19 protein-coding genes and 1 tRNA gene are annotated in these 25055 nt (G+C 50.6%); 12 read left to right on the top strand and 8 right to left on the bottom strand.

Annotation, left to right across the window (positions count from 1 at the left end):
- Positions 1–189: 189 nt before the first annotated feature.
- Positions 190–675, bottom strand: a complete 486-nt coding sequence (locus Pla110_RS13020) for a hypothetical protein (protein ID WP_144996185.1) — start codon at positions 673–675, stop codon at positions 190–192.
- A gap of 471 nt (positions 676–1146) precedes the next feature.
- Here Pla110_RS13020 and Pla110_RS13025 point away from each other — a divergent pair, with 471 nt between their 5' ends.
- The 4 genes from Pla110_RS13025 (at position 1147) to Pla110_RS13040 (ending at position 5395) form a co-directional block, all read left to right on the top strand.
- Positions 1147–2475: an outer membrane protein assembly factor BamB family protein gene (locus Pla110_RS13025; RefSeq protein ID WP_144996186.1), complete on the top strand. Its 1329-nt coding sequence runs from the start codon at positions 1147–1149 to the stop codon at positions 2473–2475.
- A gap of 393 nt (positions 2476–2868) precedes the next feature.
- On the top strand, positions 2869–3303 hold the full coding sequence (locus Pla110_RS13030) for a hypothetical protein (protein ID WP_144996187.1): 435 nt from the start codon (positions 2869–2871) through the stop codon (positions 3301–3303).
- 300 nt (positions 3304–3603) lie between these two features.
- Positions 3604–4251: a hypothetical protein gene (locus Pla110_RS13035; RefSeq protein WP_144996188.1), complete on the top strand. Its 648-nt coding sequence runs from the start codon at positions 3604–3606 to the stop codon at positions 4249–4251.
- A gap of 232 nt (positions 4252–4483) precedes the next feature.
- The gene (locus tag Pla110_RS13040) at positions 4484–5395 is read left to right on the top strand and encodes a cation diffusion facilitator family transporter (RefSeq protein WP_144996189.1); all 912 of its coding nucleotides are present in this window, start codon (positions 4484–4486) and stop codon (positions 5393–5395) included.
- A gap of 48 nt (positions 5396–5443) precedes the next feature.
- On the opposite strand, the gene Pla110_RS13045 is transcribed toward Pla110_RS13040, so the two are convergent.
- The 3 genes from Pla110_RS13045 to Pla110_RS13055 all read right to left on the bottom strand — a co-directional run bounded on the left by Pla110_RS13045 (position 5444) and on the right by Pla110_RS13055 (position 12378).
- On the bottom strand, positions 5444–6898 hold the full coding sequence (locus tag Pla110_RS13045; RefSeq protein ID WP_144996190.1) for a DUF1501 domain-containing protein: 1455 nt from the start codon (positions 6896–6898) through the stop codon (positions 5444–5446).
- A 209-nt stretch (positions 6899–7107) separates the two neighbouring features.
- Positions 7108–11091: a PVC-type heme-binding CxxCH protein gene (locus Pla110_RS13050; protein WP_197440179.1), complete on the bottom strand. Its 3984-nt coding sequence runs from the start codon at positions 11089–11091 to the stop codon at positions 7108–7110.
- A gap of 198 nt (positions 11092–11289) precedes the next feature.
- Positions 11290–12378 carry a Gfo/Idh/MocA family protein gene (locus Pla110_RS13055; RefSeq protein WP_197440693.1) on the bottom strand — a complete coding sequence of 363 codons (1089 nt, stop codon included), beginning with the start codon at positions 12376–12378 and terminating at the stop codon, positions 11290–11292.
- A gap of 254 nt (positions 12379–12632) precedes the next feature.
- Here Pla110_RS13055 and Pla110_RS13060 point away from each other — a divergent pair, with 254 nt between their 5' ends.
- The 4 genes from Pla110_RS13060 to Pla110_RS13075 all read left to right on the top strand — a co-directional run bounded on the left by Pla110_RS13060 (position 12633) and on the right by Pla110_RS13075 (position 14983).
- Positions 12633–13802, top strand: a complete 1170-nt coding sequence (locus tag Pla110_RS13060; protein ID WP_144996193.1) for a XylR family transcriptional regulator — start codon at positions 12633–12635, stop codon at positions 13800–13802.
- Between the two features lie 116 nt (positions 13803–13918).
- Positions 13919–14293 (top strand): preQ(1) synthase, encoded by a 375-nt coding sequence (queF, locus tag Pla110_RS13065; protein WP_144996194.1) that lies wholly within the window; start codon positions 13919–13921, stop codon positions 14291–14293.
- A gap of 91 nt (positions 14294–14384) precedes the next feature.
- Complete coding sequence (locus Pla110_RS13070; protein ID WP_144996195.1) at positions 14385–14603, top strand: FmdB family zinc ribbon protein; 219 nt, start codon at positions 14385–14387, stop codon at positions 14601–14603.
- 306 nt (positions 14604–14909) lie between these two features.
- Positions 14910–14983: transfer RNA gene (locus Pla110_RS13075), tRNA-Pro, on the top strand.
- Positions 14984–15133: 150 nt separating this feature from the next.
- Here the strand turns inward: Pla110_RS13075 and Pla110_RS13080 are convergent.
- Together Pla110_RS13080 and Pla110_RS13085 are read right to left on the bottom strand one after the other, a co-directional pair.
- The gene (locus tag Pla110_RS13080; protein ID WP_144996196.1) at positions 15134–16378 is read right to left on the bottom strand and encodes a YwqG family protein; all 1245 of its coding nucleotides are present in this window, start codon (positions 16376–16378) and stop codon (positions 15134–15136) included.
- Positions 16379–16783: 405 nt separating this feature from the next.
- Positions 16784–17452, bottom strand: a complete 669-nt coding sequence (locus Pla110_RS13085; RefSeq protein WP_144996197.1) for a hypothetical protein — start codon at positions 17450–17452, stop codon at positions 16784–16786.
- Between the two features lie 631 nt (positions 17453–18083).
- Here Pla110_RS13085 and Pla110_RS13090 point away from each other — a divergent pair.
- Complete coding sequence (locus tag Pla110_RS13090) at positions 18084–19169, top strand: alpha/beta hydrolase (protein ID WP_390620499.1); 1086 nt, start codon at positions 18084–18086, stop codon at positions 19167–19169.
- A gap of 130 nt (positions 19170–19299) precedes the next feature.
- Here the strand turns inward: Pla110_RS13090 and Pla110_RS13095 are convergent, their stop codons facing one another.
- Complete coding sequence (locus Pla110_RS13095) at positions 19300–20187, bottom strand: carbohydrate kinase family protein (RefSeq protein ID WP_144996199.1); 888 nt, start codon at positions 20185–20187, stop codon at positions 19300–19302.
- Positions 20188–20274: 87 nt separating this feature from the next.
- Complete coding sequence (locus Pla110_RS13100; protein ID WP_144996200.1) at positions 20275–20865, bottom strand: cysteine hydrolase family protein; 591 nt, start codon at positions 20863–20865, stop codon at positions 20275–20277.
- Between the two features lie 284 nt (positions 20866–21149).
- Between Pla110_RS13100 and Pla110_RS13105 the strand changes: the two genes are divergently transcribed.
- From Pla110_RS13105 to Pla110_RS13115, 3 genes are all read left to right on the top strand, one after another.
- Positions 21150–22076 (top strand): alpha/beta hydrolase, encoded by a 927-nt coding sequence (locus Pla110_RS13105; RefSeq protein WP_144996201.1) that lies wholly within the window; start codon positions 21150–21152, stop codon positions 22074–22076.
- A 99-nt stretch (positions 22077–22175) separates the two neighbouring features.
- Positions 22176–22823: a DUF1801 domain-containing protein gene (locus Pla110_RS13110; RefSeq protein ID WP_144996202.1), complete on the top strand. Its 648-nt coding sequence runs from the start codon at positions 22176–22178 to the stop codon at positions 22821–22823.
- A gap of 40 nt (positions 22824–22863) precedes the next feature.
- Positions 22864–24951, top strand: coding sequence for an FAD-dependent oxidoreductase (locus Pla110_RS13115; RefSeq protein ID WP_144996203.1), 2088 nt, complete (start codon positions 22864–22866; stop codon positions 24949–24951).
- The last annotated feature ends 104 nt before the right edge of the window (positions 24952–25055 follow it).

Here is a 25055-nt window from a genome sequence, read left to right on the forward strand (position 1 = left end):
AGTGAATTTAAAACTGGACTTCACGAGTCGGAATGCGTCGGCGTAATGCTGATCGGCAAGTGACGCGGGAAGTCAGTAAACAAGCTTGAATACATGTTAAATACAGACATGCTGAAAGCAGAGAACACGCCGCATTACGACGTACTAAATAGCGGCACTGGCTTCAGATCACGGTTAGAAGGGGCCGATTTAGCAGTTCCAGACGCACAATCGAGCGCGCACCGCGAGCGGGGCGTCGGGGGCTTGATCGGCAAGATGCCAATAGGAATCAAGGCTCTCGAATTTAAAGAGAGAGTGCTGACCATCGATTCCAACTAGAAATTCCAATGTCTCCAGCAAATGATCTCGAAACGTCTGATCGACCTTTTCCACGCGGGCGCCCTGTTCCCACTGGGAACGGCAACGGCATGGTTCCGATTTACTGTCGGGGTCTTGGGTGCTGGCAGGTAACCGCTGTTGGCAACAGGGTGGTAGACTTTCGTGCAGAATGGCGTCATTTCGTGATGTTTGCACCACAACTGGGGTATTCCCCTCCGCCTGCTCGTTCCTATTGGAGAGCTGTTCCTGAATATTGCTCAGAACCTTCATCGTGCAACAGCAGGGGCGTGGTTGGCTTTGCGCAATAACACTCAGTCCCAAAATGAGATTGAGTATTAAACTGAATGACGCGTACATAAACCAACCTGCTAAGAATACGGGAAAGTTCCTGAGTTTCAGGTTATCACATCATACCAGTTCCGCATAGATGAAGTAGTGTTTTTCGGCTCCGGGACATAAATTCCCCATTTTTTCATAACGTCGTATTCCTCCATCGAAGAGCCAAAGATCGACGGCGGTTGCTTCTCTATCGAATGGCTGGTGACCGGAGCTACAGAGTCGATAAAAGAGAACTTTCTCCGTCAATATTGACGGAGAGGGCCGAAAGCGGCACACTTTTAATAGATTTCACTATTAGTATGATTTGCGGAGCAGCTTAACGGACAAATTCCAATTGGTCTGTCGGTCATCCTGGGTATTTTTCTGTTCCGCAGCTCCTCCTCTAAGCGAATTCAGACCGTTCGCCGGTGCTCCAACAATACCGTCTTCCGCGATTGCTTTGCTCGCTTCATTTATTCCTCCGGATTACTCCTGAAGAGAACTTGCCTCATGACTCACCTCCGTTCAAGTACATTCGTCTCTCGCAGCATTGCGTTTCTGTTCGTTGCGTTAGGATTGACCTTATTCGCGTCAACTGTCCAATCTGAAAACTGGCCCCGCTGGCGCGGTCCGGAACGAAACGGGATCAGCAGTGAATCCTCGTTGCCGACGAAATGGACAAAAGAAGAAAACGTCGCGTGGCGGATTCCTCTTCCCGGTCATGGAGGAGCAACTCCAATCGTATGGGATGATCGAATATTCGTGACATCTGCTGAAAATGAGGATCTGGTTCTGCTCTGTATTTCGACGGATGGTGAAGAACGTTGGAAGAAGAAACTGGGTACGGGCAATGTCGATGTTCGCGGTGGCCTTGGAAACTCCGCCTCTCCCACTCCCATCACGGACGGGAAAAATGTCTGGTGTACAATCACTCAAGGAAACTTTCATTGCTTGACTGTAGATGGAGAACCCGTTTGGGAATTTGACCTGCAGGAACGCTACGGAGCCTTCGATATCGCGTTCGGAATGACGGCGACTCCGGTCATTCACGAGGGTGTCATCTATATGCAATTGATCCATGGAGACGGCGATCCGGAAACACAGGAAGCCAAAGTGGTCGCTTTCAATGCCAAAGATGGCTCGCCCATCTGGGATGTCCCCCGCCCCAGTGATGCTCGCGCCGAATGCGAGCAAGCTTATGCGTCGTGCATTTTATATCAGGATGCTGAACAGCAATACCTGCTGACCCATGGTGCCGACTACATCGTCGCCCATGACCTGAAGGATGGGCATGAACTTTGGCGGAGTGGCGGAATGAATCCGAAGGACGATCCAGACGTCCGCTACGAACCTACGCTGCGTTTTGTCGCGACTCCGTCCGCCTCACCCGGGTACATCGTCGTTCCCAGTGCCAAGAATGGTCCCATCCTCTGCCTCAAGCCGAATGGCTCTGGGGACATCACCAATGATGAATCGGCATATCACTGGAAGCGTGACAAGAATACCCCTGATGTTGCCTGTCCGTTAATCGCCGGTGGATTGGTATACTTTGTTCGGGAGAATGGTGCACTGCTCTGTCTCGATCTGGAGACTGGCGAAGAGCAATACCTGAAGTCATTTGCTCGTGGACAGCATTTTGCGTCGCCCGTACTCGCCGGTGGCAATCTATACGTGAACAGTTTCAGCGGTAAGATGACTGTTGTGAAAGCGGGCAACGAATACATACAGGTCGCCCAGAACGATTTCGGCGAAACGTTAACAGCCTCTCCTGCAATCTCTAACGGAACAATCTACTTCAGGACGTTCGATGCTTTGTGGGCGATTAAAAACGACAAATAAACTTTTGAGAAATAATTTCATTAAACGAAAAAAGACGACATGAGAAATTCTCACGTCGTCTTTTTTAATATCACTTGAAGGTGTCAGCTTTGATCAAAAAGAATAGACGGCCGGTAGCATAGGCGCTCGCCCGGAACCGTTCCCACGCAGAATCGGTCCGGCTACACTACCGGCCGAACTAATCTTAAAGGTCAATTAGTTCGGAGTCGTTGAAATACACTCTGTTCAGAGAGAAAGCCTTTCTGAACAACCAACGAAACCTGAGAATAAGATTCCTTCTTCCATGCACTCATATCTCAGGAAAAAACCATGCTTGATCCTTCAAGCTGGACTTGTCTTATTGGCTTTCGCGTTTTGTTTTGTATTGTTGATTTGTAGTATTGAAAGGCTCAGTTGCCCTTTCGGAACGACACTATTGCAACCGCTATTCCAGAACCAAAAACGAAATCCAAAGTTGGCGGGATTCAGATTCATAAATCGGTTCGCGTCGCAACTTACTCCGTTGACCGCGTGGGCCTGAACTCCCTTTTTTATCGTGTTTTCAATGGTTTCGAGTTATTTCCTGGAATTCAGACTGCCGCAGCAATCTTCTTTGCATTTTTTCTTATTTTTGCATCCAGCCACTTCTCCAGCCGCCGATTGCTGTGCCGGTCATGCGCAAGTTTTAAGCAAAGCATGCTCGAACCGGGTCACTATTTTCTTTTCTACGGCTTACTCCGCTGCGACGCGAAGAAAAAGACACGAATGAAGCTAACCCAAACCAACCCAGATGCCTCGCTGATCATGCGTGCCATGGGAACTTACCAACCTATTGTGAGTATGGAATGAAGATGCTCTGATGATTCTCGACAAACTGACGACGAGCGTGTGAACGAGTATTGTTAAGAATTCGAGAACAGTTTCGAGAGTGGCAATGCCTACAGCAGCAATCCGACCTGGCCACATCCGCATATCGATCGGACGCGTATCGATCGGAACGATTTGGTGATCGTGTGAAACAGGGTAAGCTGGTTCTGTTGCGTAAAATCAACACGAAATACAGGCTCAACCGCGACTGCTTGAAACTTTAAAGAATGTTCGCAAAGTCGCCATTTTTTATTATTGTGTTTGGGTAGGGGTTCCGGCAGTATGGATTACATGATCAAGATAGCCAACGAAACATTGCCCCAGTCCTGCCTTTGTTATCTCGCGTTCCGGATTGCCTTCATGGAAACCCTGGAGCGGATCATTCTGGCAGATCAAATCGACGAACGAAACCTGCGACATTTCGGTTACCTGACCGAAGTCCCATTTCTGCAGGCCGTCCCTCCGCACGTACAGCTCGATCTGCTGGCGGAGACCTGGGCCAAGCACACCAGTAACGACCCGAATGAGGCCAGTCTCGTCGATGAGTCCATCGTTTACGCTGCTTGCGAAACGACTGCCATCATCGTGGACCGTGATCCCTCTGCTGTGGTTCGGTTTCTCAAACAGGGCCCACTGGATGTCGAAGTCGATCCCGACAACTTCCTGGCCTCTGAGCTGCGTGCTCTCCATTTGAACCTGGGGAACGAAGGAGATTTCCTGATGATCTCCCAGTTCGAAGACATGCCGCCTCGCGAAGCCGACTACATGAAAGAGAAGTTTGGTCTCGACAATGATCGGCTGGAATCGATGTTCGATGTACTGGGTCGCTGGAATCACTCTCCTGAATTCCTCAGCAACCTGGAAAATCTACTCTCCGAAAAAGAGATCGCCCGGGTTGCCTTCGACTTGAACATTCGCAACCCAGTCTGATTTCGTAACTTGATCTGATCTAGGGGATTGATTATTCAGTCGTGATTATTCAAGTTCGATAAAGCATTGCTTGAATTCCAAGTAACATTTTCCAGCAGTCTCTCTTCGCACACTGCTCGCAAGATGAGATTGCGGAACCGCCGTCTGATTCGCTAACCTTGTACGCACTGTCGGCTAAACGCATTTCGCGCGGCCCTGTTCCGTTTTGTTTCGCGGCTCTGCTGGTTGCTTCATGTCACATCATCATCACGATCACGGCCATTCACACAGTCAGAACTACAACCGCTCTTTCGCTCTGGGCGTGATTCTGAATCTGATTTATATCGTCGTCGAAGCAGTTTACGGAATTCTATCCGGTTCACTTGCGCTGCTCGCCGACGCAGGACACAATTTGAGCGATGTCCTCGGATTGCTGCTCGCCTGGGCCGCCTATTACCTTTCCAATCTGAAACCGACGGAACGGCACACCTACGGTTGGGGCGCTTCAACCATTCTTGCTGCACTCCTCAACGCGTTGATCCTCATCGCGGCGCTCGGGGGAATCTGTTGGGAAGCGATTTCACGATTTGGTACAGAACAAACGCTTCCCGGGATGACCATCATCGTCGTGGCGGCAATTGGCGTGGTCATCAATACGGCGACCGCCCTGCTCTTTATGAAGAATCAGCATGACGACCTCAACATTCGCGGTGCATTTCTGCATATGGCGGCCGATGCGGCTGTCTCTGTTGGTGTGGTGCTGGGGGGCGTCGCCATTTACTTTTGGCAGACAACTTGGATCGATCCTGCGCTCAGCTTGCTTATCGCAGTGGTCATTTTTATCAGCACCTGGGGATTACTGAAAGATTCCCTCAACCTCGCGCTGCAGGCGGTTCCACGCAATATAGACCCGTCGAAAGTTCACCAAAGCCTAGAGGAACTGGATAATGTGCGGCACATTCATGACCTGCATATCTGGGCGCTGAGCACCACGGAAACAGCCTTGTCCGTACACTTAGTTCTGGAAGAGATCAACCGGAACGACGAAATTCTCGCAGCAGCGTCGGAAATGCTGAAAGAGAAATTCAAGATCGTGCATTCCACGATTCAAATCGAGCACAGCACGGACTACGAATGCCATTCCGAGACGTCCTGCAACCACTAACGGAATCAGCGTAGTGACGACATCAGTGTAGATAGGGGTCTTTGATAATCAGACCAGCAATCCGGGAATTGGATCGGCATGGTAGATGTGATGTGGCCGATCGGCGTCGTCGTGCCAGGCCGCTGTCGGGGGGAGCCCAAGGGCGTTGTAAATCGTGGCGGCGAAGCTTTCAGGCGTTTGAGGGTCCGACACCGGATAAGCACCATGCTTATCGGAAGCTCCCACGACTGTTCCTCCGGTAATTCCACCTCCGGCCAACAGAATCGACTGACAAGCGCCCCAGTGATCGCGGCCGGGTAGATCGTAATGTTGTGGTAAGTGAGAAATTTTCGGTGTACGACCGAATTCACCCGCCATAACCACCAATGTTTCATCCAGCAGCCCACTCTCGCTCAGGTCATCCAGCAACGCAGAGACCGCCTGGTCCGTGGGTGGGAAGAGTTGATTCTTCAAATGGGGGAACATGTTGCCGTGTGTATCCCACGACTCGTTTCCGCCCAGATTGACCTGTACCAGATTCACTCCATATTCAACGAGTCTCCGGGCCATCAGGCAGGACCATCCAAACGAATGTCGCCCGTACCGTTCCAGCGTTTTTTCATCGGCATTGGTGACATCGAAGACTTCGTGAACTTTCTTGTCGGTCAACAGTGAGATCACGCCCTGCCGATAGCGATCAAAGGAACGCGTGCTGGCTTCCTGATCCCAACGACGGCGCTGGTTCTCGATGTTTTTGAGCAAATCCATCCGTTTCATCAAACGGGGCTGTGTCATCTCTTCTGACAGAGCCAGATTGGGAGCCTGATATTTCAGCCCTGCGGTGTGCATCGGCCCTTTCTGATGATTGAATTCATAGACAGGATACGCCCCTTTCGTTTTGGGATGAAAGGGGGAGGCTTCAATGAACCAGGGATCATGTCGCGGCCCCATCACACCGGCAAACTGCCCCGGAATAACACGACCGGAGCTATGAATCAGTTTTTGCGGAAGCACAACGGCTGGGGGGAGGTTATTCGATTGAGGTAATAAAGACCCGGCGACGGAGACGATTGAGGGCCAGTCGCCGGGCATCGGCTTACTTGCATTGAACGTAGGAGGCAGCGTATTGCGTCCCGTAAGCATGATCACATGCCCTTCGGAATGTTCGTTATATTTATGGGTCAGCGACCGGACGAGAGACCAATGTTTCGCCCGTTGCGCCAGCAGCGGAAGGTGTTCGCAAATATCGATGCCGGGAACGCTCGTCGGTATCGGTCGGAATTCGCCTCGAACATCCGCCGGGGCTTCCGGCTTCATGTCGAAGCTCTCGTGTTGCCCCAGTCCTCCCGACAGGAAGAGATAAATGACATTTTTCGCTTTAATCTCAGGCAAAACTGGCGAGGCGCTCGCTTCGCGGAGGGCGGAAATATGGTTCATCCCCAGGCTCATCAAACCGATGGATCCCGCCTGCAAAACGCTGCGTCGGTTGAAGCGTGGATGTAACGAAGGGCCAATTCCAGACATAAGAAAATCCTGTCGCGGGCGCGAGACTCATAAACGTTTATTTATGGATAGCTTAGCCCGGAAATAGGATAACCTCAAGTGCAAACTGGATTTAGAACCAAACTCTGCCATAGCGTATCCCAGTTAAATGTAACCTGTTCTGGCGGCGTAGCCTCCTGTTATCAAGAGATTTTGGGACCTAGAGCTGCCCCACTTAAACTGCACAAGATCTAGTCTATGACTTCTAGTTTGAAGTTCCGGAATCGGACCTCTGTAGGACCTCCCGAATGGACCTGAAGAGCGAAATGTCCTCGATTTAAACCCCGTGGATCAGTCAGGTCGACGCTTAGTTCCCCATTGATCCAGGTTTTAATGTCGTTTCCACGGGCCTCGATGGTGTAGGTATTCCAGTCCCCTTTATTGACGTGTTCTTCGGCCGATTCTTCCCAAAGCAGCCCACGGCGTTCTTCCTCATAGAGTTTTCCCCACCAGTTGGGGCCGATATCGGCCTGATAACCGAGCATCTCGTGGAAATTCCCTCGAGGCCTGCTGCGGAACTGAATTCCGCTATTACCAGCATCGTCGACCAGTTTCACCTCCACCGACAGACGGAAATCTTCCGCGACCATATTACTGATCAGGAAGTTGTTCTCTTTGAGTCCGTTTGATTTCCCGACGATCTCGCCATCCTGAACTGACCAGATTTGCCGATCACCTAACCAGAGAGAAAGATCACGACCGTTGAAAATTAACGAACTGTTTTCTTTCGTTGCCAACAGAGGAACCTGTTGATCGTGCCGTAAGTAAGCAATCAGCGAGCGAATTTGGAGATCATTGAAGGGCTTCAGTTGGTTATCGGGCATCATCGATTTTTTGCTGAGGAGGCGTTCGTCAATTTCCGACTTGGGGATTTCCAACATCTCTTCGGCCGATTGTAATGTGAGCAGGTCGTCCGTTTCTTCCCGAACGATCCCGGTAAGTACTCGCCCATCTTCCGTAATAATCGTACTCGGTTGATACTCCTTCGCCATTACCGAACTTGGATCGACGATGTTCGAAAGCAGGTACTCCAAGTTATTCCGATTGGACCCCGTTAGATCGGGACCGACTTTCCCCCCTTGACCGTACAAAATGTGGCAGCGCTGGCAAGTCGCCGCAAAGACGGCGCGGCCCAGAGACAAATCGGGGGGCGGGCCGTCCTGCTTATTGACCAACTGGGTGTAGACGGCAATCAGTTGCTTTAACTCTTCCGGCGTATCGGTGACTGTTCCCCAAACGCTCACGAGTTGTTCGTTCAGTTTTTCATCTTTATAATACTGCATCTGTCGGACGAGGTCGGCAGTGAGTGCCGAATTTGGAATTTGTTTATCCGCAATCGCTGAGAGCAATACTTTTCCATAGGCTGCCCGACTACTCAGAGTCGCAATCGCAAACCTTTTGTTCTCGGCGGACAGTTCCGGCCACGCCTGAATCAATAAGGGAGCCGTCTGCGGTTCGCTGTAATTGGCGAGCCCCTTGATAGCAAGAGAACCCCACTTCCCATTGGGAATAAGTGATTGCAGCAGGAAAACAATTTCTGGTTCTCGGAGCGATACTAAAACGTCGAGCGCCAGTTTACGAGATTGTTCGTCTTCGCTTTCTGCTGCCATCGTGTGAAGCTGAGCAATCGCGTCTTTATTTTGAAATCTTGCGGCCAGAGCCAGCGCATTGTTACGCACGTCTTTATCATCTGATTTCACCAACGGCTCGTAAACGGCTTCCCAACCTGCGGGTGGTTGTGGATTTTCCTGACCTCGATATGCTCGAGAAAGACTGTCCAGAAAGGGAAGTTGGACCTGCGGGTCGTCACTGATACCTAGAGCCGAGACCAGCACTTTACGGTTTTCGACAGAATCATCGCTGGCGATCCGACGAAGCATGAAGCTACGAATGAGAGGTATATTATCGCCCCCTTGGAGAGCCAGTTTCAACGCTCTTTCGGCATCGGCTGTCGCGAGTGGCTCTGCGGCATACCAATACATCAAAGGTAAGTTGTGATCGTCGACATCCTCGGCATGAGTCAACAGGTTTTCGATTAACTTCCAACGTTGTTCCACTGGCAGTTTCTGAGCAGCTGAGGCGAGATACAGACGCACCACGGGCCACTCATCGTCTAGTGCCAACTCTTCAAACTTTGCGAGAAGTGATTCCGTAGCTGCTGTTTCGCTTTCGAGAGCTAGTTGAATAACCCAACCCCGCACATAGGGATTGCTGTCATTAAGCCCCTCAAGGGTCAGGGCATCTGTGAGGCTGTTGGTCACATGCAACATCCAGAATGCACGCAACCTTCGTGTTTCGTCTGGGTGTTTCGCGGCGACATTGACCAGACCTTCAATTGCTCCAGCGTCTAATTCCCGTTCGACGGATCGTTCCTGGAGAATCCGGCGGGCATGACGAACATACCAGTCATTCTTACTCAACACATACTCTGCCAGTTCCTGATCACTTTTCTGTTTGAGATCTACGATCGCAGGTTTGGTTTCTCCATAGCTGACTTTGTAGATTCGACCGTTGGTGCGGTCATGCTGGTCCGTTTTGCGATGGTGGCAGGCATTCATGTCGTACCAGTCGATCACGTATGCTTGGCCATCGGGACCGTAACGAATATTGAGCATCTGGGAGGCTTTATCCCCCGTCAACAAAAAGTCGGGGCCATGTTTCCCCACGTAGCCAGAACCCTGCGGCTCCAGGATATCGGCGTTGAGTCGTTGGCCGTGAATGTTGTTCATGATGATTTGATTACGGTACTCGTCGGGCCAGACACCTCCCAGATAAATCATGGCCCCCGCGTGAGCGTGTCCTCCACCGACGGAATCAGATTTTCCATTCCCGATGTGAGCCCAGGCGCCAACATAATGACGGTGGTCGGCTATTGTTTTGATATCGTCATACGTGTACGGGTTAAAATGTTGTCCTGCCTGCCGTTGGTATCGGGCTCCCTGAATGATGTGGTAGAGGTGCGGGATGACGCAGGCGGTGCAAAAAGCCTGTCCATGATCGTCGAAGTCTACTCCCCAGGGGTTGCTTGTCCCCTGCGCGAAGATGTCGAACTCATGGCGTGTCGGATGGTATCGCCAGATCGCCGCGTTCAAGGGAATTCGCTCTTCATCAGGTGTTCCCGGTTTACCCACTCGCGAGTGGGTAAAAACGCCATGGCAACCATACAGCCAACCATCTGGGCCCCAGATAAACGCATTCAAGGTCTCGTGCGTATCCTGATAACCCCAACCATCGAGCAGAATTACGGGTTCCCCATCGGGGATATCATCGCCGTCAGCATCAGGAATGAATAAGAGATATGGGGCCGCCCCCACCCAGACGCCCCCAAAGCCGACTTCAATCCCACTGACGAGATTGAGATTCTCTGCGAAGACTTTACGAACATCATGCACTCCATCGCCGTCGGTATCTTCAAAGATCAGAATTCGGTCCTGGCCTTCTCCTTCTGGTGCGCGGACCGGGTACTGATATCCTTCTGCAATCCAGACTCGTCCGCGGTTATCTATCGCCATCGCGATCGGTTGCATTACGTCAGGCTCTGCTGCGAACACGGTCGTGGAGAAACCTTCCGGCATTTTCATTACTCTTGCCGACTCGTCCGGTTCCAGTCCGGCGTACGGATATTCATCGGCAGTCAGTTTGACAAATACGGGGGTGGCATCTCCCGGTTGGCGTTCATGGAAACGAAAATTGTCAAAGTTAATGTGTCCCCATCCGCCGGAATGTTTGTCAATCAAACGAATGAAGATCTCTTCCCCCATGTGCTCTTTCAAGTCGACCACAACGCGATGCATGTTTTCTCGACCGATACCGACATAGGTCGCCAGCACTTCATCTGATGAAGCCTCAACCAGTTCAACAGCCGTTTCCGAATGGAACCCACCTCCCAGTAGAAAAGTGGCCCAGCGGGATGTGATCGGAAATGAAGCCGAAGTGAGTGTTCCCTGAGGTTTGTCGTGGACCTTTTCGTATCCACCAATCCAGAACTCCCCTTGATGCAGACTGTTACTTTTGGCAAGTCGAGGTTGGACGGTATCCCCTTCGATCGGTTGACCTTCAAAAGCCTCCCCTTCCGCTGTCCAGTCATCCAGGGTTCCGATTTCGAAATCGAGGTTGAGCGTCTTCCCTTTTTCGTTTTTCGGCAGATAGCCTTCGTTGACTGATTGCGCGGGCAACGTTGATGCAGTTATCGCAAGAACAATAGCAGCAACAAACGAAAAAATGATTGACGATGTATTACGAGCACTGAAGAACATTGGTAGCGACCTCTACCTGCGTGGAAGGAAATGACAACGACGCGACGGAATGGATAATCGAGATTCAAGAATTCAGGTGGACGTGAACCACTTAGTATGAGTTCTACTATTTAGCTGCTATTTAATGGTGAAGGCGGGTAGTTTGACGATCTCGCCCCCCTTCATTGTCGATTGGTGGGCACAGATGCCGACGCAGGTCCAGTTAGCGGACTGCACGGCGTTCGGCCAAGGATCTCGGTCTTCAGCGAGCGCGGAGAGGAACTCATTGACCAGATGAGGGTGCGATCCACCATGGCCCCCTCCCTGAACGAAGGAGAGATGGTCGGCGTCTTGAATCGACTGTGTGAACTTCTGGATCTCTTTCGGTAATAGATGGGCATAGTCGGGGACTTCGATTCGTTCGGGAATCTCGGACTCTGGCTTCTTGGCCGTATGAAGTACATGAGGATCATCTTCGATCAGCGTCCACTCGAATGATTTCTTGGTACCGTAGACATCGAAGCTTTCCCGGTATTGGCGGGCGGTGTCGTAGAGGAATCGCCAGATTTGTGCGGAGACATCGCTGTCGGCAATTTTGATGTGGCAACTTTCCACGGCGAACGGATTCCCCGACCGTTGTTTGATCTCGTCCCGTACGGAACCAGATCCAAAACAACTGACATACTCGGCGCAACCATCGACCAATCCTAAAACTGGACTGACGACGTGCGTCGCGTAGTGCATGGGAATCATATCTTTCCAGTAGTCGGGCCAACCATCCATGTCCTGAGGATGCGAGGCTTTCATAAACTGGATTTTGCCGAGTTCGCCCGATTCATACAGTTCTTTGATGAACAGGAACTCGCGACTGTAAACAACCGTCTCGGCCATCATGTATTTGAGACCTGTTTCGGCGACTAGTTGGCAGATCTCGTCGCATTCTTCAATCGTGGTCGCCATCGGCACGGTACACATCACATGCTTACCCGCTTTGAGGGCTTCCTTGCTCATCCACGCGTGGTCAGGAATGGGACTGTTGATATGCACGAAGTCAATCGAGGGGTCGGCCAGCACCTCTTCGTATTTGGTATAGCGTTTTTCGATTCCGAGTTTGTCCCCTATCTCATTCATTTCCTGCTCATTGCGGCGGCAGATCGCGGCGACATTGGCGAGCGGATGCGCTTGATAGATCGGTAAGAATTCGGCACCGAAACCTAAACCAATCATGGCGACATTAAATTGCTTTGACTCGGACACGTCAGCAGACTCCTGAACACGAGGATGAAAGAAGGGGGTTTCTGGAGAGAACTTCACTTACCACCTTAATCAATCTGACCTGAAACAGAATGCGAAATAGCGCAGAACTCTTGTGTAATTTCACCTTGCTCATTTTTTCCTGTTTAAGAAGCTGGTAGTCTGGAAGGGCATTTCACTCTTTCACAGCATCCTCATTCAAAATATTTCCAGGTATACTGCTCACGATGACTTCCCGTCGATCCGTTGCTCTGCTACTCGAAACTTCGAACGCCTATGCGCGCGGATTGCTGGATGGCATCATCGATTATCTGCGTGAGCACGAACAGTGGTCGATTCATCTGGGGGAACAGGAACGCGGGGCCAAACCTCCCCACTGGTTGAAGAACTGGCGGGGAGATGGAATCATCGCGAGGATTGAAACAGAAGCGATTGCCAACGCCGTCCGCCAAACAGGTCTACCCATTGTCGACGTCAGCGCCGCTCGGTTGGTTCCCTCCCTCCCCTGGGTGGAGACAGACGATCGGGAAATTGCCCGAATGGCGCTCGAGCATTTTCTGTCGCGCGGGTTCCACTCGGTTGCCTTCTGTGGGGAGAACTATTTCAACTGGTCGCGTTGGCGGGCCGAGGCGTTCGAAGAATTTGCGAACGAAGCAGAATGTCAGTTTGAGTCGTTCGATTCGGGAAGTCGACGTCGTCTCAACATGGGCAACACCCGACAGCGCACCCGCTTGGCGAAGTGGATCCTGTCTCTGCCACGGCCCACAGGAATTTTCGCCTGTTACGATTTCATGGGGCAGCAGATTCTCGATGTCTGTCGGGAACTTGAAATCAGCGTCCCTGAACAGATCGCGGTGCTGGGAGTCGATAACGACCAACGCTTGTGCCGACTTTGTTCACCTCCCCTGTCCAGCATCATTCCCGACACGCGTGCCACGGGTTACGCCGCCGCCCAGTTACTGGATGAATTAATGACTTCCTCCCGCACGCGGAAATCTCAACCGGCGCAGATCCTGATTCCTCCTCAGGGAATTGCCGAGCGGCAGTCGAGCGATATGTACGCCAGCGATGATGTCGACCTCGTCGCGGCGCTCCGTTTCATCCGAGAACATGCGTGTGAAGGGATCACCGTGAACGATGTCCTGCGGCAGGTCCCGCTTTCGCGTCGCGCGCTGGAGGCGCGGTGCCAGAAGTTGACGGGTCGCACACCGCATGCCGAGATTACACGGATCAAACTCGAACGATCCAAGCGGTTGCTCCGCCAAACTGGCCTGACAGTTCACGAAGTCGCGCAGCGGTCCGGTTTCTCTCAGGCTGAATATTTGTCGGTCGTATTTAAGAAGCAAACGGGCCAGACACCGGGTGAATTTCGTAGTTCTGGGCTCGCCGGCTCTTAATTCAAGCATTTTTAAGCCGCATTCACTTCGGCAGGCTGGGCATTCCCTGTTGTCAAACTATAATCAGCGGAACTTGCTTTTCGCCTTCCCCCCATATTAAAGAGTCCTAGTTTCAGATGTCCGATAGCTTCAAAGAAATCCTGGAAACGTTCCCCAATCCACATCCGAATCGAGATTACCTGATCGAGACGGTTTGTCCCGAGTTCACCTCCGTCTGTCCAAAGACAGGCCAGCCCGATTTCGGTACGTTGACGATTACCTACATTGCCAACGAACACTGCTTCGAACTGAAATCGCTCAAGCTCTACTTGCAGGAGTACCGTAACCACGGAGCGTTCTATGAAGATGTGACCAATCTGATTCTGAACGACCTTGTCAAAATCACTCAACCCAAATGGATGCAGATCATCGCCGATTTCACACCGCGCGGGGGCATCCGGACAAAAGTGACTGTCGAATACCCTTCCCTGGCGATCCATTCGCAGGGATAATAAGAGTCCAGAGAAAACGATGGCCAGGAGATAACACCGGGCCAGCGAATTGACCGGGCACTTCCAACAGCTTTTCAACGAGGAACATCCGATGCCGATATTCGAATACAAATGTGAAGAATGTGGAGCTGTCTCTGAGATTTTGGTTCGGCACGATACCAAGCTGGAATGCGAGCAGTGTGCCTCGACGAAATTGGACAAATTGATCAGTGCCCCTGCCGGGCATGTCAAATCGGGCGGCCTGCCGATGGCCTCCAGTTGCCCACCCCCACAAGCAGGCCCCTGCGGCCCCGGTTGCTGCCGCATGTAACGGCCTGAGACGGATCTGTTCTGGCTGCTGCCCTCCCCCCGAACCTCTATTTTAAGTGAGGACGATCCATTGCAGAGGGGGAGGAGAAATGATAAAATTCGCACCTCTCGCTGAGAGCGTTAACCCAGTCCCTCAACGGAAGTTGGGAGCCAGATTTCACCCGAAATTCTGGTTCGAGATCGAATACCCGCGAACCGACCGCCGTCAAGGATGGTCGAATTAGCGAGAACGCATTAGCGACCCGATGAATGTCTGACTGAGTTCATCGAAGTAAGAGATTGCTTTTCAAATAGAAGAATACAAAATCGGGGCGTGGCTCAGCCTGGTAGAGCGCTGCGTTCGGGACGCAGAGGTCGTGTGTTCAAATCACATCGCCCCGACTTTTTTCTTCTTCTGGCAACAATGGACCGAGATTAGGCGAACGTAGTTTTTCGGCGAACAATTGTTGTCATTGCAGAAGACTCATTGTGAGTTCATTTGAGACCACTACTGATCTGTTTCTTTCTTATAAATGTACAGATCAAATTGTTTCATCCACCTTGGCAGATACCCCAGATTTGTTCGAATCGACCATTCCTTAGAGCGTCTGCATCTGCATAGAATATAATTTCGCCGCCATCTCCCCAACACATTTCTGCATTATCATCTGATCCGAGTTGCAACAGCATGAGCGCGTTCCTATTTGATAGTTCTTCGGGATAGCGTTGCTCGAATAGAGCATATCCGCCCAGTAAATGATGACTTTTGCAAGAGCTCATATCCTTGAACCAGTGTGCCATCTGAATAGAGCGATAGTCAGACTGCAACTCGTCATATTTCTCGCATTCACTCTCGTTCCAACCGACTGCTATTATATTCTGTTCAAGGTGAGAATTCGGTAATGACAGAATTTGAATAGGCTCCACTAAAGCAGCAGGAAAAGGTTGAACTCCTTCGGGCGAACACACCCTTTTCAAGGACTCATTTGGTGCTGAATGGTAAATTACGGTCCAACCTAATTGCTCCATCCACCCCTGATCAGGCACTTTCGATTCATTTCTATTTCCCGCCATCCTGCCCCACACCGAGAACAATGACATTAGCCCTTCGGTCGGTAACCCTTCGACAACCTTTTCTTCAGATGGAATATCAGTCAGGTTAATTTGGGCGAGAAATGAATGCGGCTTGCCATCCTTAAACGTGGGCCATGGTTTATTGGAAGGTAAATCTGGTAATCCTCCAATTTTAGTAGTCCCAATCGGTATAGTTGCATCATTTGAAATCATTGTACGAAGAAGAACTGCTGGGCGAGCAATCTGATGTATCACACTTCGACAGTCCTGTAGGTAGTGAAAATCAATTAGTCGATCAATGATATTCAGTTCACTGTAAGCCATATTTGCAAGCTCAATCAGGTATAGACTGGCTGGGTCTAGTTTTCTCAGAACGATTTGATAAGCCGTATCAATGAATAGTTTCAATTCCTCACGTGGAACAGAACCATCCAACGGAACTGCCATTTGAACGTGTCCGTCACGCTCTTTCCATGATGTCATTCTTATGGAGCGGTATTTTTCTTGATGTTCAAGTAATTTGATTCGGGAAACCGGCATTTTCGCAATATAGCCATCTTCTTTGAGATCGACTTCAAAAAAGTCTCCCCACGAAACTCCAGGAACGCGAACACAAGCATAGTTCGCTTCCCTCTCCCTGAGTTCACCACCGAATCTCAGTTGAGCCCCGTTTTGTTCGAGAGCGTACAGTACCATGTCATAAATGAGATTTTCCGCTGCCATGGATATACCTAATAAATATTTGCGTGTCGAAAGGCATAATATAATATGCCTAAATGATGACCTCGCTTATCCCATTGCGAGAATTTCCAATATTCGATTTGTTCTTCGCGAGTTCAATTGATGGGATTATTTGGATCGAACTAAAAGTAATCCGAATCGTCATCGCAAGGAACTCTCAGGTCGGATCCCGAGTTACTATACTCGTACCTGAGGTTACTTACTCTCCTTGTTCATCGAACGAACACAACGCAAATCCCTGAGTGATTAAGTACCTACATCGAAGAGAACCAAAAACAAGCATGAGAACTTCAAAGCTGGTACAGAATCGAGATTCCGCACATCTAATTGACAGGATCTCGCAATCTGTAACCGTCCCAATAACTGTATGAAAGGATCAGACAGTTTTCAGCATTCACTAATGGGATGCTCCTGTAGCCACTCTTTGGCCGCAGCTACAGGATCTTCCGAATCCATGAATGATTCATTCGTATGGTTAGCAAGAATCTCTGCGCACTCCCATTGATTGTCGTCATCATCCCAGTCGGCGGAAGTGATAACATGTCGCACGGCGGCCATACATTCAGTGCCCCCAATTATCGATAATGCGATAAGTGCGGCTGTGGCTGCCTGCGCTTCTTTAGAATCCTCTCTAGGTGGAGTTACTGCTAGAATCCTGAGTTCTTTGGCAACGACTTGCTCGTCGTCGAGCAGAGCACCTTTTCTTGCCAGCTGAGCAATTAAGCTTGCTGCGTCTTCACGAGCCTCATAGTTTTCGTGCTTCAGTCGTTGACATGCCCATGTTACCGCTTCGTTCTTGCGCGTAGTGAGGATTTCCAAAGCTCGATGATGCACATCCGGGTGCCGAATTATGGAAACATCTTGAGCGACGAGAAAACTCCCCCAATAATCGTCACAAATTGCTGTCAGAACTGACGTATCAGCACCTGTTAGGACTTCCAATCGAGGCTGGAGACCATCTTTACTCCACAATTCCGGAAGTTCTGGTGATGAGGGAACATGACGTTTTGGCGTGGAACCGAATCGGCGATAATACGCGAGTAGGCGATTAAACATATATTTCCCTGAGTCAAACAAGTCGGATGATAGAAAAAACTACTGGTAACAATTCGATGCTGTTATTCATCCTACAATACCATGTGCCTGTTTTAGATAATAAGTTTCGAATCGCGTTTTGTTTTTTCAAAGGAGGACCGAATGAGCAACCCGGAAGGGCACGAGTCCAGATTGAGCTTAAAAGACGCATGCCTAACCATTGTATTGGCCCTCAGCATTCCATGCTTAGGCTTTTTGTTCCTTATGTGGAACTTCAATCAACCGCCATCTGCCTATTACAAACGTGACACACTGACAAACGATATAACACGTGCCGAAGTCATAAGCTTTCTTGGCAGACCTTCAAGTGATTTGAATGGTGGGATTAGGATAGCTTATAGCAGAACTTTAGGCTGGGTCATCCTGTATATCAGTTTTGATGATAAAGGTATGTTTCTCGAGTAAGAATACGATCCATAATGGCCTTACGTTTCTCTCTATTTTATTCGAATCTCTCACATGTTCTGTAGATCCAATGGGCACCGGTTGATGTACAATCAGGAGACAGATTTCACTCGCTGACTTTTATTCGTTCCTGAAATTGCTTGCCGTATATCAGAATTGAAGAGAGTTTTTTATGTTGCTCCCGCGGATGACTATATTGATTACTGCTTTGGCCTGTTCCACACTACGCGCGGCTCCGCCTGTACGCGAGTTTGACGCTCTTGGTGCTCCGCCGTTTACGGTGTTGGAAACGGGGGAGAATCCTCCGTTGGAGGTTAGTGGTAATTTTGTGATTGGGCCGGATTATGTTCCGGCGGAAGAATACCAAGTAGTGGAAGGGGTTCCGCAGGGGAAGGTGCAACAATTTGAGATTGATTCGAAAGAGACGAAACTTCTCAACCCCGGGATTGCCCGCGAGGAGTTCGGTACGGTGGACCCGGACAATCCGAAGACGTTGATTGTCGAGACACATGAGATTGATTACACGCGGCAGATCACTGTTTATATTCCGGTGCAGTATGAACCGGGGAGAGAGGCCCCTTTCATAGTGGTGCATGATGGTCCCAAGGGGAAACCGAGTAGGGAGATGCCGAATGTCCTCGACAACCTAATTGCTCAGAAACGGATTCCCCCGATCATTCTGATCCAGATCGCTAACGGAGGTGGGGATGCGCAAGGACATGAACGTGGGAAAGAGTACGACACCATGTCGGGCGTCTTTGCCGAATACATTGAGACTGAAGTCTTGCCGCGTGTCGAAAAAAACTGCGGCGTCAAACTGACTTCCGATCCGGATGGCCGCGCGGCGATGGGTTCCAGTTCAGGTGGTTCGGCCGCACTCATTATGGCCTGGTTTCGGACGGACCTGTACCATCGTGTGCTGACGACCTCCGGCACGTTCGTAAATCAGCAGTGGCCGTTCGATCCGGAATATCCTGACGGTGCCTGGGGCTTTCACGAAACGTTGATTCAGAGTACGCCTCGCAAACCGATTCGGTTGTTTCTCTCCGTCGGCGACTACGACCTGCTCAATCCGAATGTGATGCGGGACGGCATGCACGACTGGGTCGAGGCCAATCACCGCATGGCGAAGGTGCTTGAGGAGCAAGGGTACGATTATCAATACCTCTTCTGCCGCGACTCCGGCCACGGCATCCGCAACGCCCAGGCCCAATTTCTCCCCCACGCCATCGAATGGGTCTGGAAAGGGTACACTCCAAAGACGGAGGAGTAATTAGGACGATTGTGGGTTCAACCTGCCTCAGATCCTGCCCAGGATAATTGTGGCGGCTATCGTTCCCACAAAGCCTTTAAAAACAGTAGGCTACGCCGCCAGAACACGCTACGGCTATCTGGTATGCGCTCTAGAAGCTCTTTAAGTCATCCGGCAAGGTGGGGCAAGCCCCTTTATTAGAGCAGACGTAGGCGGCGACCTGGTTGGCGAAGGTGTTGACTTCGGCGAGGGGGCGTTTCTTCAGCAGACCGGTGCAGAGGGCGGCGGTGAAAGAGTCGCCCGCACCGACGGAATCAATCGCTTTGACTTTCACACCACAGGACTCGTTGGTTTCTTCGACACTGGAGAGAATGCTACCGTCGCTTCCCCGGGTGTAGGCGATGAGGTTGAGGTTGAACCGCTCTCGGAGCGCGGAGAGTTGTTCCGTGACAGTTCCTGCCAGGTTGAAATATTCGGCGAGAACGGGAAGCTCTTCATCGCTGAGTTTAAGGATCGTGGCCAGTTCAAGAGATTCTTCAACGACTTCTTTTCCGAAGAAGGGTTCACGGAGATTGACGTCGAATATTTTGAGTGACTTCTCTGGCATGTGCTGCAGGAAGGTACGGATCGTCTCGCGAGATTGAGGGGACCGCTGAGCAAGGGAACCGAAGCAGACAGCGTCCAGCGATTGAGCCAATGCTTTCCATTCGGGGGTAAACGTGAGGTAGTCCCACGCCATGTCTTCCAGGATTTCGTAGGTCGGTTTTCCTTCGTCATTGAGGGTGACCATCACTTTGCCGGTCGAATGTGATTCGTTTTCCTGAATGTAGTCGGGGCTGACATCCAGTTGCTTGAGTTCGGTACGTGTGCGCTGTCCCAGTTCATCGGCACCGACACAACTGACGGGAAAAGCATCGCTTCCGAGTTGTCGGCAATGGCAAGCGAAGTTGGACGGGGCGCCTCCGAGACGTTCGCCGTCGGGGAAGATGTCCCAGAGGATTTCACCGAGCCCGACGATTTTAAAAGTTGGATTCATCATACTCCCTTTGGATGGAATCGTTTTTATTGCTCAATTTCAAGTAATTCTAAAAGCGAAACGATGGTTTCTACTTGACTGAAGAGGGTTTCAGTCTGGAATTGCGGAGGCATCATCAACGATGACGGCTACCAGATCAGCGAGGCCACGGAGACTGGAGCGCTGAACTTCTGCGGCTGGAATGGTCCCCCCGTGCCCATCGGGCAGAGCACGCGTGGCGGTGGTGTTTTCTACCACACTGACGGCGTAACCCTGATCAAATCCACCACGGGCCGTCGAACTGACACACATGTGGCTCATGAATCCGGCGAGGATCAGGTTTTTGCAACCGGTTGCCTGGAGTTGCTCGTTCAGGTTTGTTGATGAAAACGAATTCGGGTAATTCTTGACGATGACTGGCTCGGCTCCTGTCGGTGCAACGACGTCGGCAATCTGCCCATTCTCAGCCGTCACATCATAAGGGGACCCGACACCCGCATCGTGCTGGATATGGATGATGGGGATGTTCGCTTTTCTTGCTCGCTCCAGAAGCTGCTTGGCATTCTGAAGAGCTTCTTCAACGCCTTCGAGTTGCATCACCCCTTCGCGATAGGTGTTCTGGCAATCGATCATAATCAGGGCGGACTCACTCAGTTTCGCAGGAGTTTCAGAAAGCCCCGCAATTTCTCGGATCGTTGGCATCGTTGTTACTTTCTATTACGAATGTGCTTCCGCTATTCTTAAACGTGACGAATGCATTTAGACGACTGTATCAAGCTCTATTCTAACACACCGTCTCCGGCAATTCACGTATGGAATGATCAAGGTCTGCTCGCCACATTACGGGTGGTTTAAAGAGCGGCTTTTTTGTGCGGTATTTGGGGAAAAGATACTGTAGGATAGGGGAGTCTTATCTTAATTTATGTGTTTCCGTTTCCATGTTCCTCCTCTAGTTGTCGCTCACCTTATCTGGACAGGTTCTCCTTATGACTTTTCGAACACTCTTTCTCTTTAGCCTGTTATCGCTACCTCTTGCATTTGCTCAGGCAGAGGATCGCGATGTACCGCCGACTCATCCGGATGTGGCCTATGGTGAACATGATAAACAGGGTTTTGATTTATGGCTGGTGCCCGACGCTGAGGAACCGACGCCGCTGGTGATTTACATTCATGGGGGTGGGTTTCGCGGAGGGGACAAATCGACGGTCAAGAAAGGGGTCGCAGAAGGATACCTTAAGCGGGGCATTGCATTTGCGTCGATGAATTATCGTTTATCCGATTCAGGCGCCTACCCGATTATGATGCACGATGCCGCTCGCGGGTTACAGACGATTCGATATCACGCCAAGGAATGGAACATCGATCCACAACGAATTATCTGCTACGGTGGTTCCGCAGGAGCGGGAATCAGCCTGTGGTTGGCTTTTCATGATGACTTGGCTGACCCAAACAGCGATGATCCTATCGCTCGACAGTCGACACGTATCCATGCTGCAGGCACCTCAGATGGACAATCGACTTACAACATGCACACTTTTCGTGAATGGTTCGGCGTGCCAGACCTGCCCATTCATAGTGCATTGCCTCCTTTATACGGTGTCGAACTCGATGCAGACCTTAACGACCCGAAGGTCACAAAGCAGATGCAGGACGTTTCTTCCATCACTCATCTGTCACCCGACGACGAGGTGGAGGTCTACATGACTTACAGGCGCCCTAATACAAAAGTAACTCTAGAAACGTCAAAATCAGACTGGGTTCACCATCCCCTGCTCGGTTTGAAACTGAAGGAAGCGATGCATAAACTTGACCTTAAATGCTACGTTACTGCACCCGACATCAAAGAAGAAAACGATCCTTATGGTTCGTTGACGAACTTCCTGGTAGCGAAGGCGAATGAAAAGCCTGAGTAAGTATTTCTATATTTCTAATCCAGGCGATCAGAACCATCAGTAGACAGAGCGACTCGGGTGATGCACTGCGCTCCTCAAGTACGATTTAAGTTGAGATTCATGAATCATACAAACACTCAAGTTGATGAATACTTACATAATCTTCGTGAGTGGCAAGACGAGTTGAAACACTTGCGCCGAATCCTGCTCACCTGTCCGCTGACCGAAGAATTCAAATGGCGGTCGCCCTGCTATACCTCCGAAAAGAAGAATATCGTCATACTGGGCGGGTTCAAAGATTCCTGCGTGCTCAGTTTTTTCAAAGGGTCCCTGCTGAAGGATCCTGAAGGGATTCTCACCAAACCGGGTGAGAATACCCGAGAAGGCCGAGTCATTCGTTTCACCAGCGTCTGTGAGATCGCTGAGCTGGAACCGACTTTGAGAGCATATATCGACGAAGCAATTGAAGCTGAAAAAGCGGGATTGACCGTCGGCCTCAAGGAAGATCGAGAGCTTAAATACCCGGAAGAGTTACTAGCTGAACTGGACGAAAGCCCTGAACTGAAGATCGCGTTTGAATCATTGACTCCCGGTCGACAACGCGCGTATCTGATGTTCTTCAATGCCGCGAAACAATCAAAAACTAAAACGGCACGGATCGAAAAGTATCGTGAACGAATCCTCGACGGCAAAGGGATCAACGACTGCACTTGCGGTTTGTCACAAAAGATGCCTCAATGCGATGGTTCTCACAATAGCCTAAAATGAAGAATCACCGACGACATCAACGACAAGAATGAGATTTACTATGAAGTTTAAACACCTGCTAATAGCGACAACGCTGCTACTCACTTTACATCTCACGCTCGAAACTGGAAACGTTGTCGCGGAAGAACCTGACCATGCCGATATCGTCGTTTATGGTGCGACGCCGGGTGGATTTTGCGCGGCGATCGCTGCTGCCCGTGAGGGGGCCTCGGTGATTTTGCTCGAACCAACTGACCACGTGGGCGGATTGAATACGGGTGGTTTAAGCTTCAGCGATTCAAACCAGACAGTGCGCAGTACCATGATGGGGCTGTTTGATGAATGGCACACACGCATTCAGGAAGATTATGCATCCCGGGGAATCGAACTTCCTTATGACGTCTCTGTGAAAGACCAATCCGCCTGGACCTATGAGCCACATGTATCGGCGCGGGTGACCCGACAGATGTTGGATGAGGCTGGAGTTACAGTGCTTACAGAACGCTATCTTTCTTCTGTCCAGAAAGAAGGAACACGGATCAACTCCCTCGTCACCAAAGACGGTACCTTCTCTGGGGATGTATTCATAGATGCGACCTATGAAGGTGACTTGATGGCCGCGGCGGATGTCAGTTGGTCGATTGGCCGAGAAAGCCGGGAAGAGTTCAGGGAATCGATGGCAGGCAAGCAGTATCCCAAACGGAAAATGAACATCAATGGTTTCGACGACGATGGAAGCCTACTTCCTTTTGTGACTGCCTCTGAACGGGGCGACGAATCGACAGGAGACGACAATGTGATGACATACAGTTTCCGTCTCTGCCTGACCCGCGATCCAGAGAATTGGGTTCCGATGCCACAACCAGCCAATTACGATCCGGAGAAATTCGAAGTGATGCGGCGATACATCAAATCGGGCGGGCGGGTCGGTTTTGATCGCTATCCGCTTCCAGGAAATAAGATCGATGGCAACAACTCCATCGGGGGACAATTCTCTCTGGGTCTCGTTGGTGGTGGGAATGGCTGGTGCGAAGCAAACGAAACGGAGCGGGCCATCATCTGGGAGGATCACAAGCAATACACCTTGGAGTTCTACCACTTCCTCACAACGGACTCTTCCATTCCCGACGAGACTCGTAAAGAGTATGCCGAACTGGGCCTTTGCAAAGATGAGTTCCCTGGCACTGACCATTTCTCCCCTGCCCTCTATATTCGCGAAAGCAGACGCCTGCAGGGAATGTACGTGCTGAGCCAGAAAGACATCCTCGAAGATCCTGAGAAAGAAGATCCTATTGTGGTTTCGTCTTTTCCTATCGATTCGCACGACTGTCGCCGAATCGCGCTGAAGGAGGGTGGGGTCATTAATGAGGGAACGATTTTTCCAGTTCGTCGTAAATATCCTAAACAAGGTTACGCTTATCACGTTCCCTATCGGTCAATTCTTCCTCTCGCGAATGAATGTACTAACTTGCTGGTGCCCGTCGCTCTCTCCTGTACCCACGTGGGGATCTCTTCCATTCGAGTTGAACCGACCTGGATGATTCTCGGCCAAAGTGCCGGCATCGCGGCGGCTTTGACTCAACAGGGAAAAACGACTGTGCAAGAACTCCCTTATTCAAAACTTCGTGAGCATCTTCTTGCTCAGAAACAAGTCCTCGATCTGCCGGACGTCCCCGAACAAATCACTGAGTCCGGTTCCGTCGCGTCGACTTCTCTTCCCGGTATCGTATTAGATGATGCTGCGGCTGTGCTCACAGGAAAATGGTCACATTCGTCGAACTTCACACCTCACATCGACGACGGCTATCAATACGCAGGCAGCAATGAAAAGGGGGCTCAAGGTGATGGAAGCGCAACGGCAATGTTTCGGTTTAAAGCACCCACTACGGGAAAGTACCAGATGTTAATGGCTTATTCAGCACATTCGACGCGAGCTAAAAACGTTCCGGTCACTGTTACCAGCGGTTCCTACGAGGAACGGATATTGGTTGACCAAACGATACCGCTACCATCGGGTAAGCATTTCCGATCCATCAGTGAAGTTCAACTGGATCAGAACGTCGAATCAGTCATCAATATCAATGACGACAAAACCCATGGATTTGTCATCATCGACGCGATTCAGTTGATTCCCATCGATTCGAAGTAGTCATCCAAGCTGTATCTTTACATGCTATTGCACGTCTCTCTAAATAAAAAACCTCGCAAACAGACGAACTGTTTACGAGGTTTTGTTACTTGATAAGGACTAAC

It is taken from the genome of Polystyrenella longa (assembly GCF_007750395.1).
Classification (GTDB): domain Bacteria; phylum Planctomycetota; class Planctomycetia; order Planctomycetales; family Planctomycetaceae; genus Polystyrenella; species Polystyrenella longa.

Excerpts from the sequence above, each read along its gene's own strand:
- Pla110_RS13020 (WP_144996185.1), bottom strand. The coding sequence starts at position 675 with ATGTACGCGTCATTCAGTTTAATACTCAATCTCATTTTGGGACTGAGT.
- Pla110_RS13025 (WP_144996186.1), top strand. The coding sequence starts at position 1,147 with ATGACTCACCTCCGTTCAAGTACATTCGTCTCTCGCAGCATTGCGTTT.
- Pla110_RS13035 (WP_144996188.1), top strand. The coding sequence starts at position 3,604 with ATGGATTACATGATCAAGATAGCCAACGAAACATTGCCCCAGTCCTGC.
- Pla110_RS13040 (WP_144996189.1), top strand. The coding sequence starts at position 4,484 with ATGTCACATCATCATCACGATCACGGCCATTCACACAGTCAGAACTAC.
- Pla110_RS13045 (WP_144996190.1), bottom strand. The coding sequence starts at position 6,898 with ATGTCTGGAATTGGCCCTTCGTTACATCCACGCTTCAACCGACGCAGC.
- Pla110_RS13055 (WP_197440693.1), bottom strand. The coding sequence starts at position 12,378 with ATGATTGGTTTAGGTTTCGGTGCCGAATTCTTACCGATCTATCAAGCG.
- Pla110_RS13060 (WP_144996193.1), top strand. The coding sequence starts at position 12,633 with ATGACTTCCCGTCGATCCGTTGCTCTGCTACTCGAAACTTCGAACGCC.
- queF (WP_144996194.1), top strand. The coding sequence starts at position 13,919 with ATGTCCGATAGCTTCAAAGAAATCCTGGAAACGTTCCCCAATCCACAT.
- Pla110_RS13070 (WP_144996195.1), top strand. The coding sequence starts at position 14,385 with ATGCCGATATTCGAATACAAATGTGAAGAATGTGGAGCTGTCTCTGAG.
- Pla110_RS13080 (WP_144996196.1), bottom strand. The coding sequence starts at position 16,378 with ATGGCAGCGGAAAATCTCATTTATGACATGGTACTGTACGCTCTCGAA.
- Pla110_RS13085 (WP_144996197.1), bottom strand. The coding sequence starts at position 17,452 with ATGTTTAATCGCCTACTCGCGTATTATCGCCGATTCGGTTCCACGCCA.
- Pla110_RS13090 (WP_390620499.1), top strand. The coding sequence starts at position 18,084 with ATGACTATATTGATTACTGCTTTGGCCTGTTCCACACTACGCGCGGCT.
- Pla110_RS13095 (WP_144996199.1), bottom strand. The coding sequence starts at position 20,187 with ATGATGAATCCAACTTTTAAAATCGTCGGGCTCGGTGAAATCCTCTGG.
- Pla110_RS13100 (WP_144996200.1), bottom strand. The coding sequence starts at position 20,865 with ATGCCAACGATCCGAGAAATTGCGGGGCTTTCTGAAACTCCTGCGAAA.
- Pla110_RS13105 (WP_144996201.1), top strand. The coding sequence starts at position 21,150 with ATGACTTTTCGAACACTCTTTCTCTTTAGCCTGTTATCGCTACCTCTT.
- Pla110_RS13110 (WP_144996202.1), top strand. The coding sequence starts at position 22,176 with ATGAATCATACAAACACTCAAGTTGATGAATACTTACATAATCTTCGT.
- Pla110_RS13115 (WP_144996203.1), top strand. The coding sequence starts at position 22,864 with ATGAAGTTTAAACACCTGCTAATAGCGACAACGCTGCTACTCACTTTA.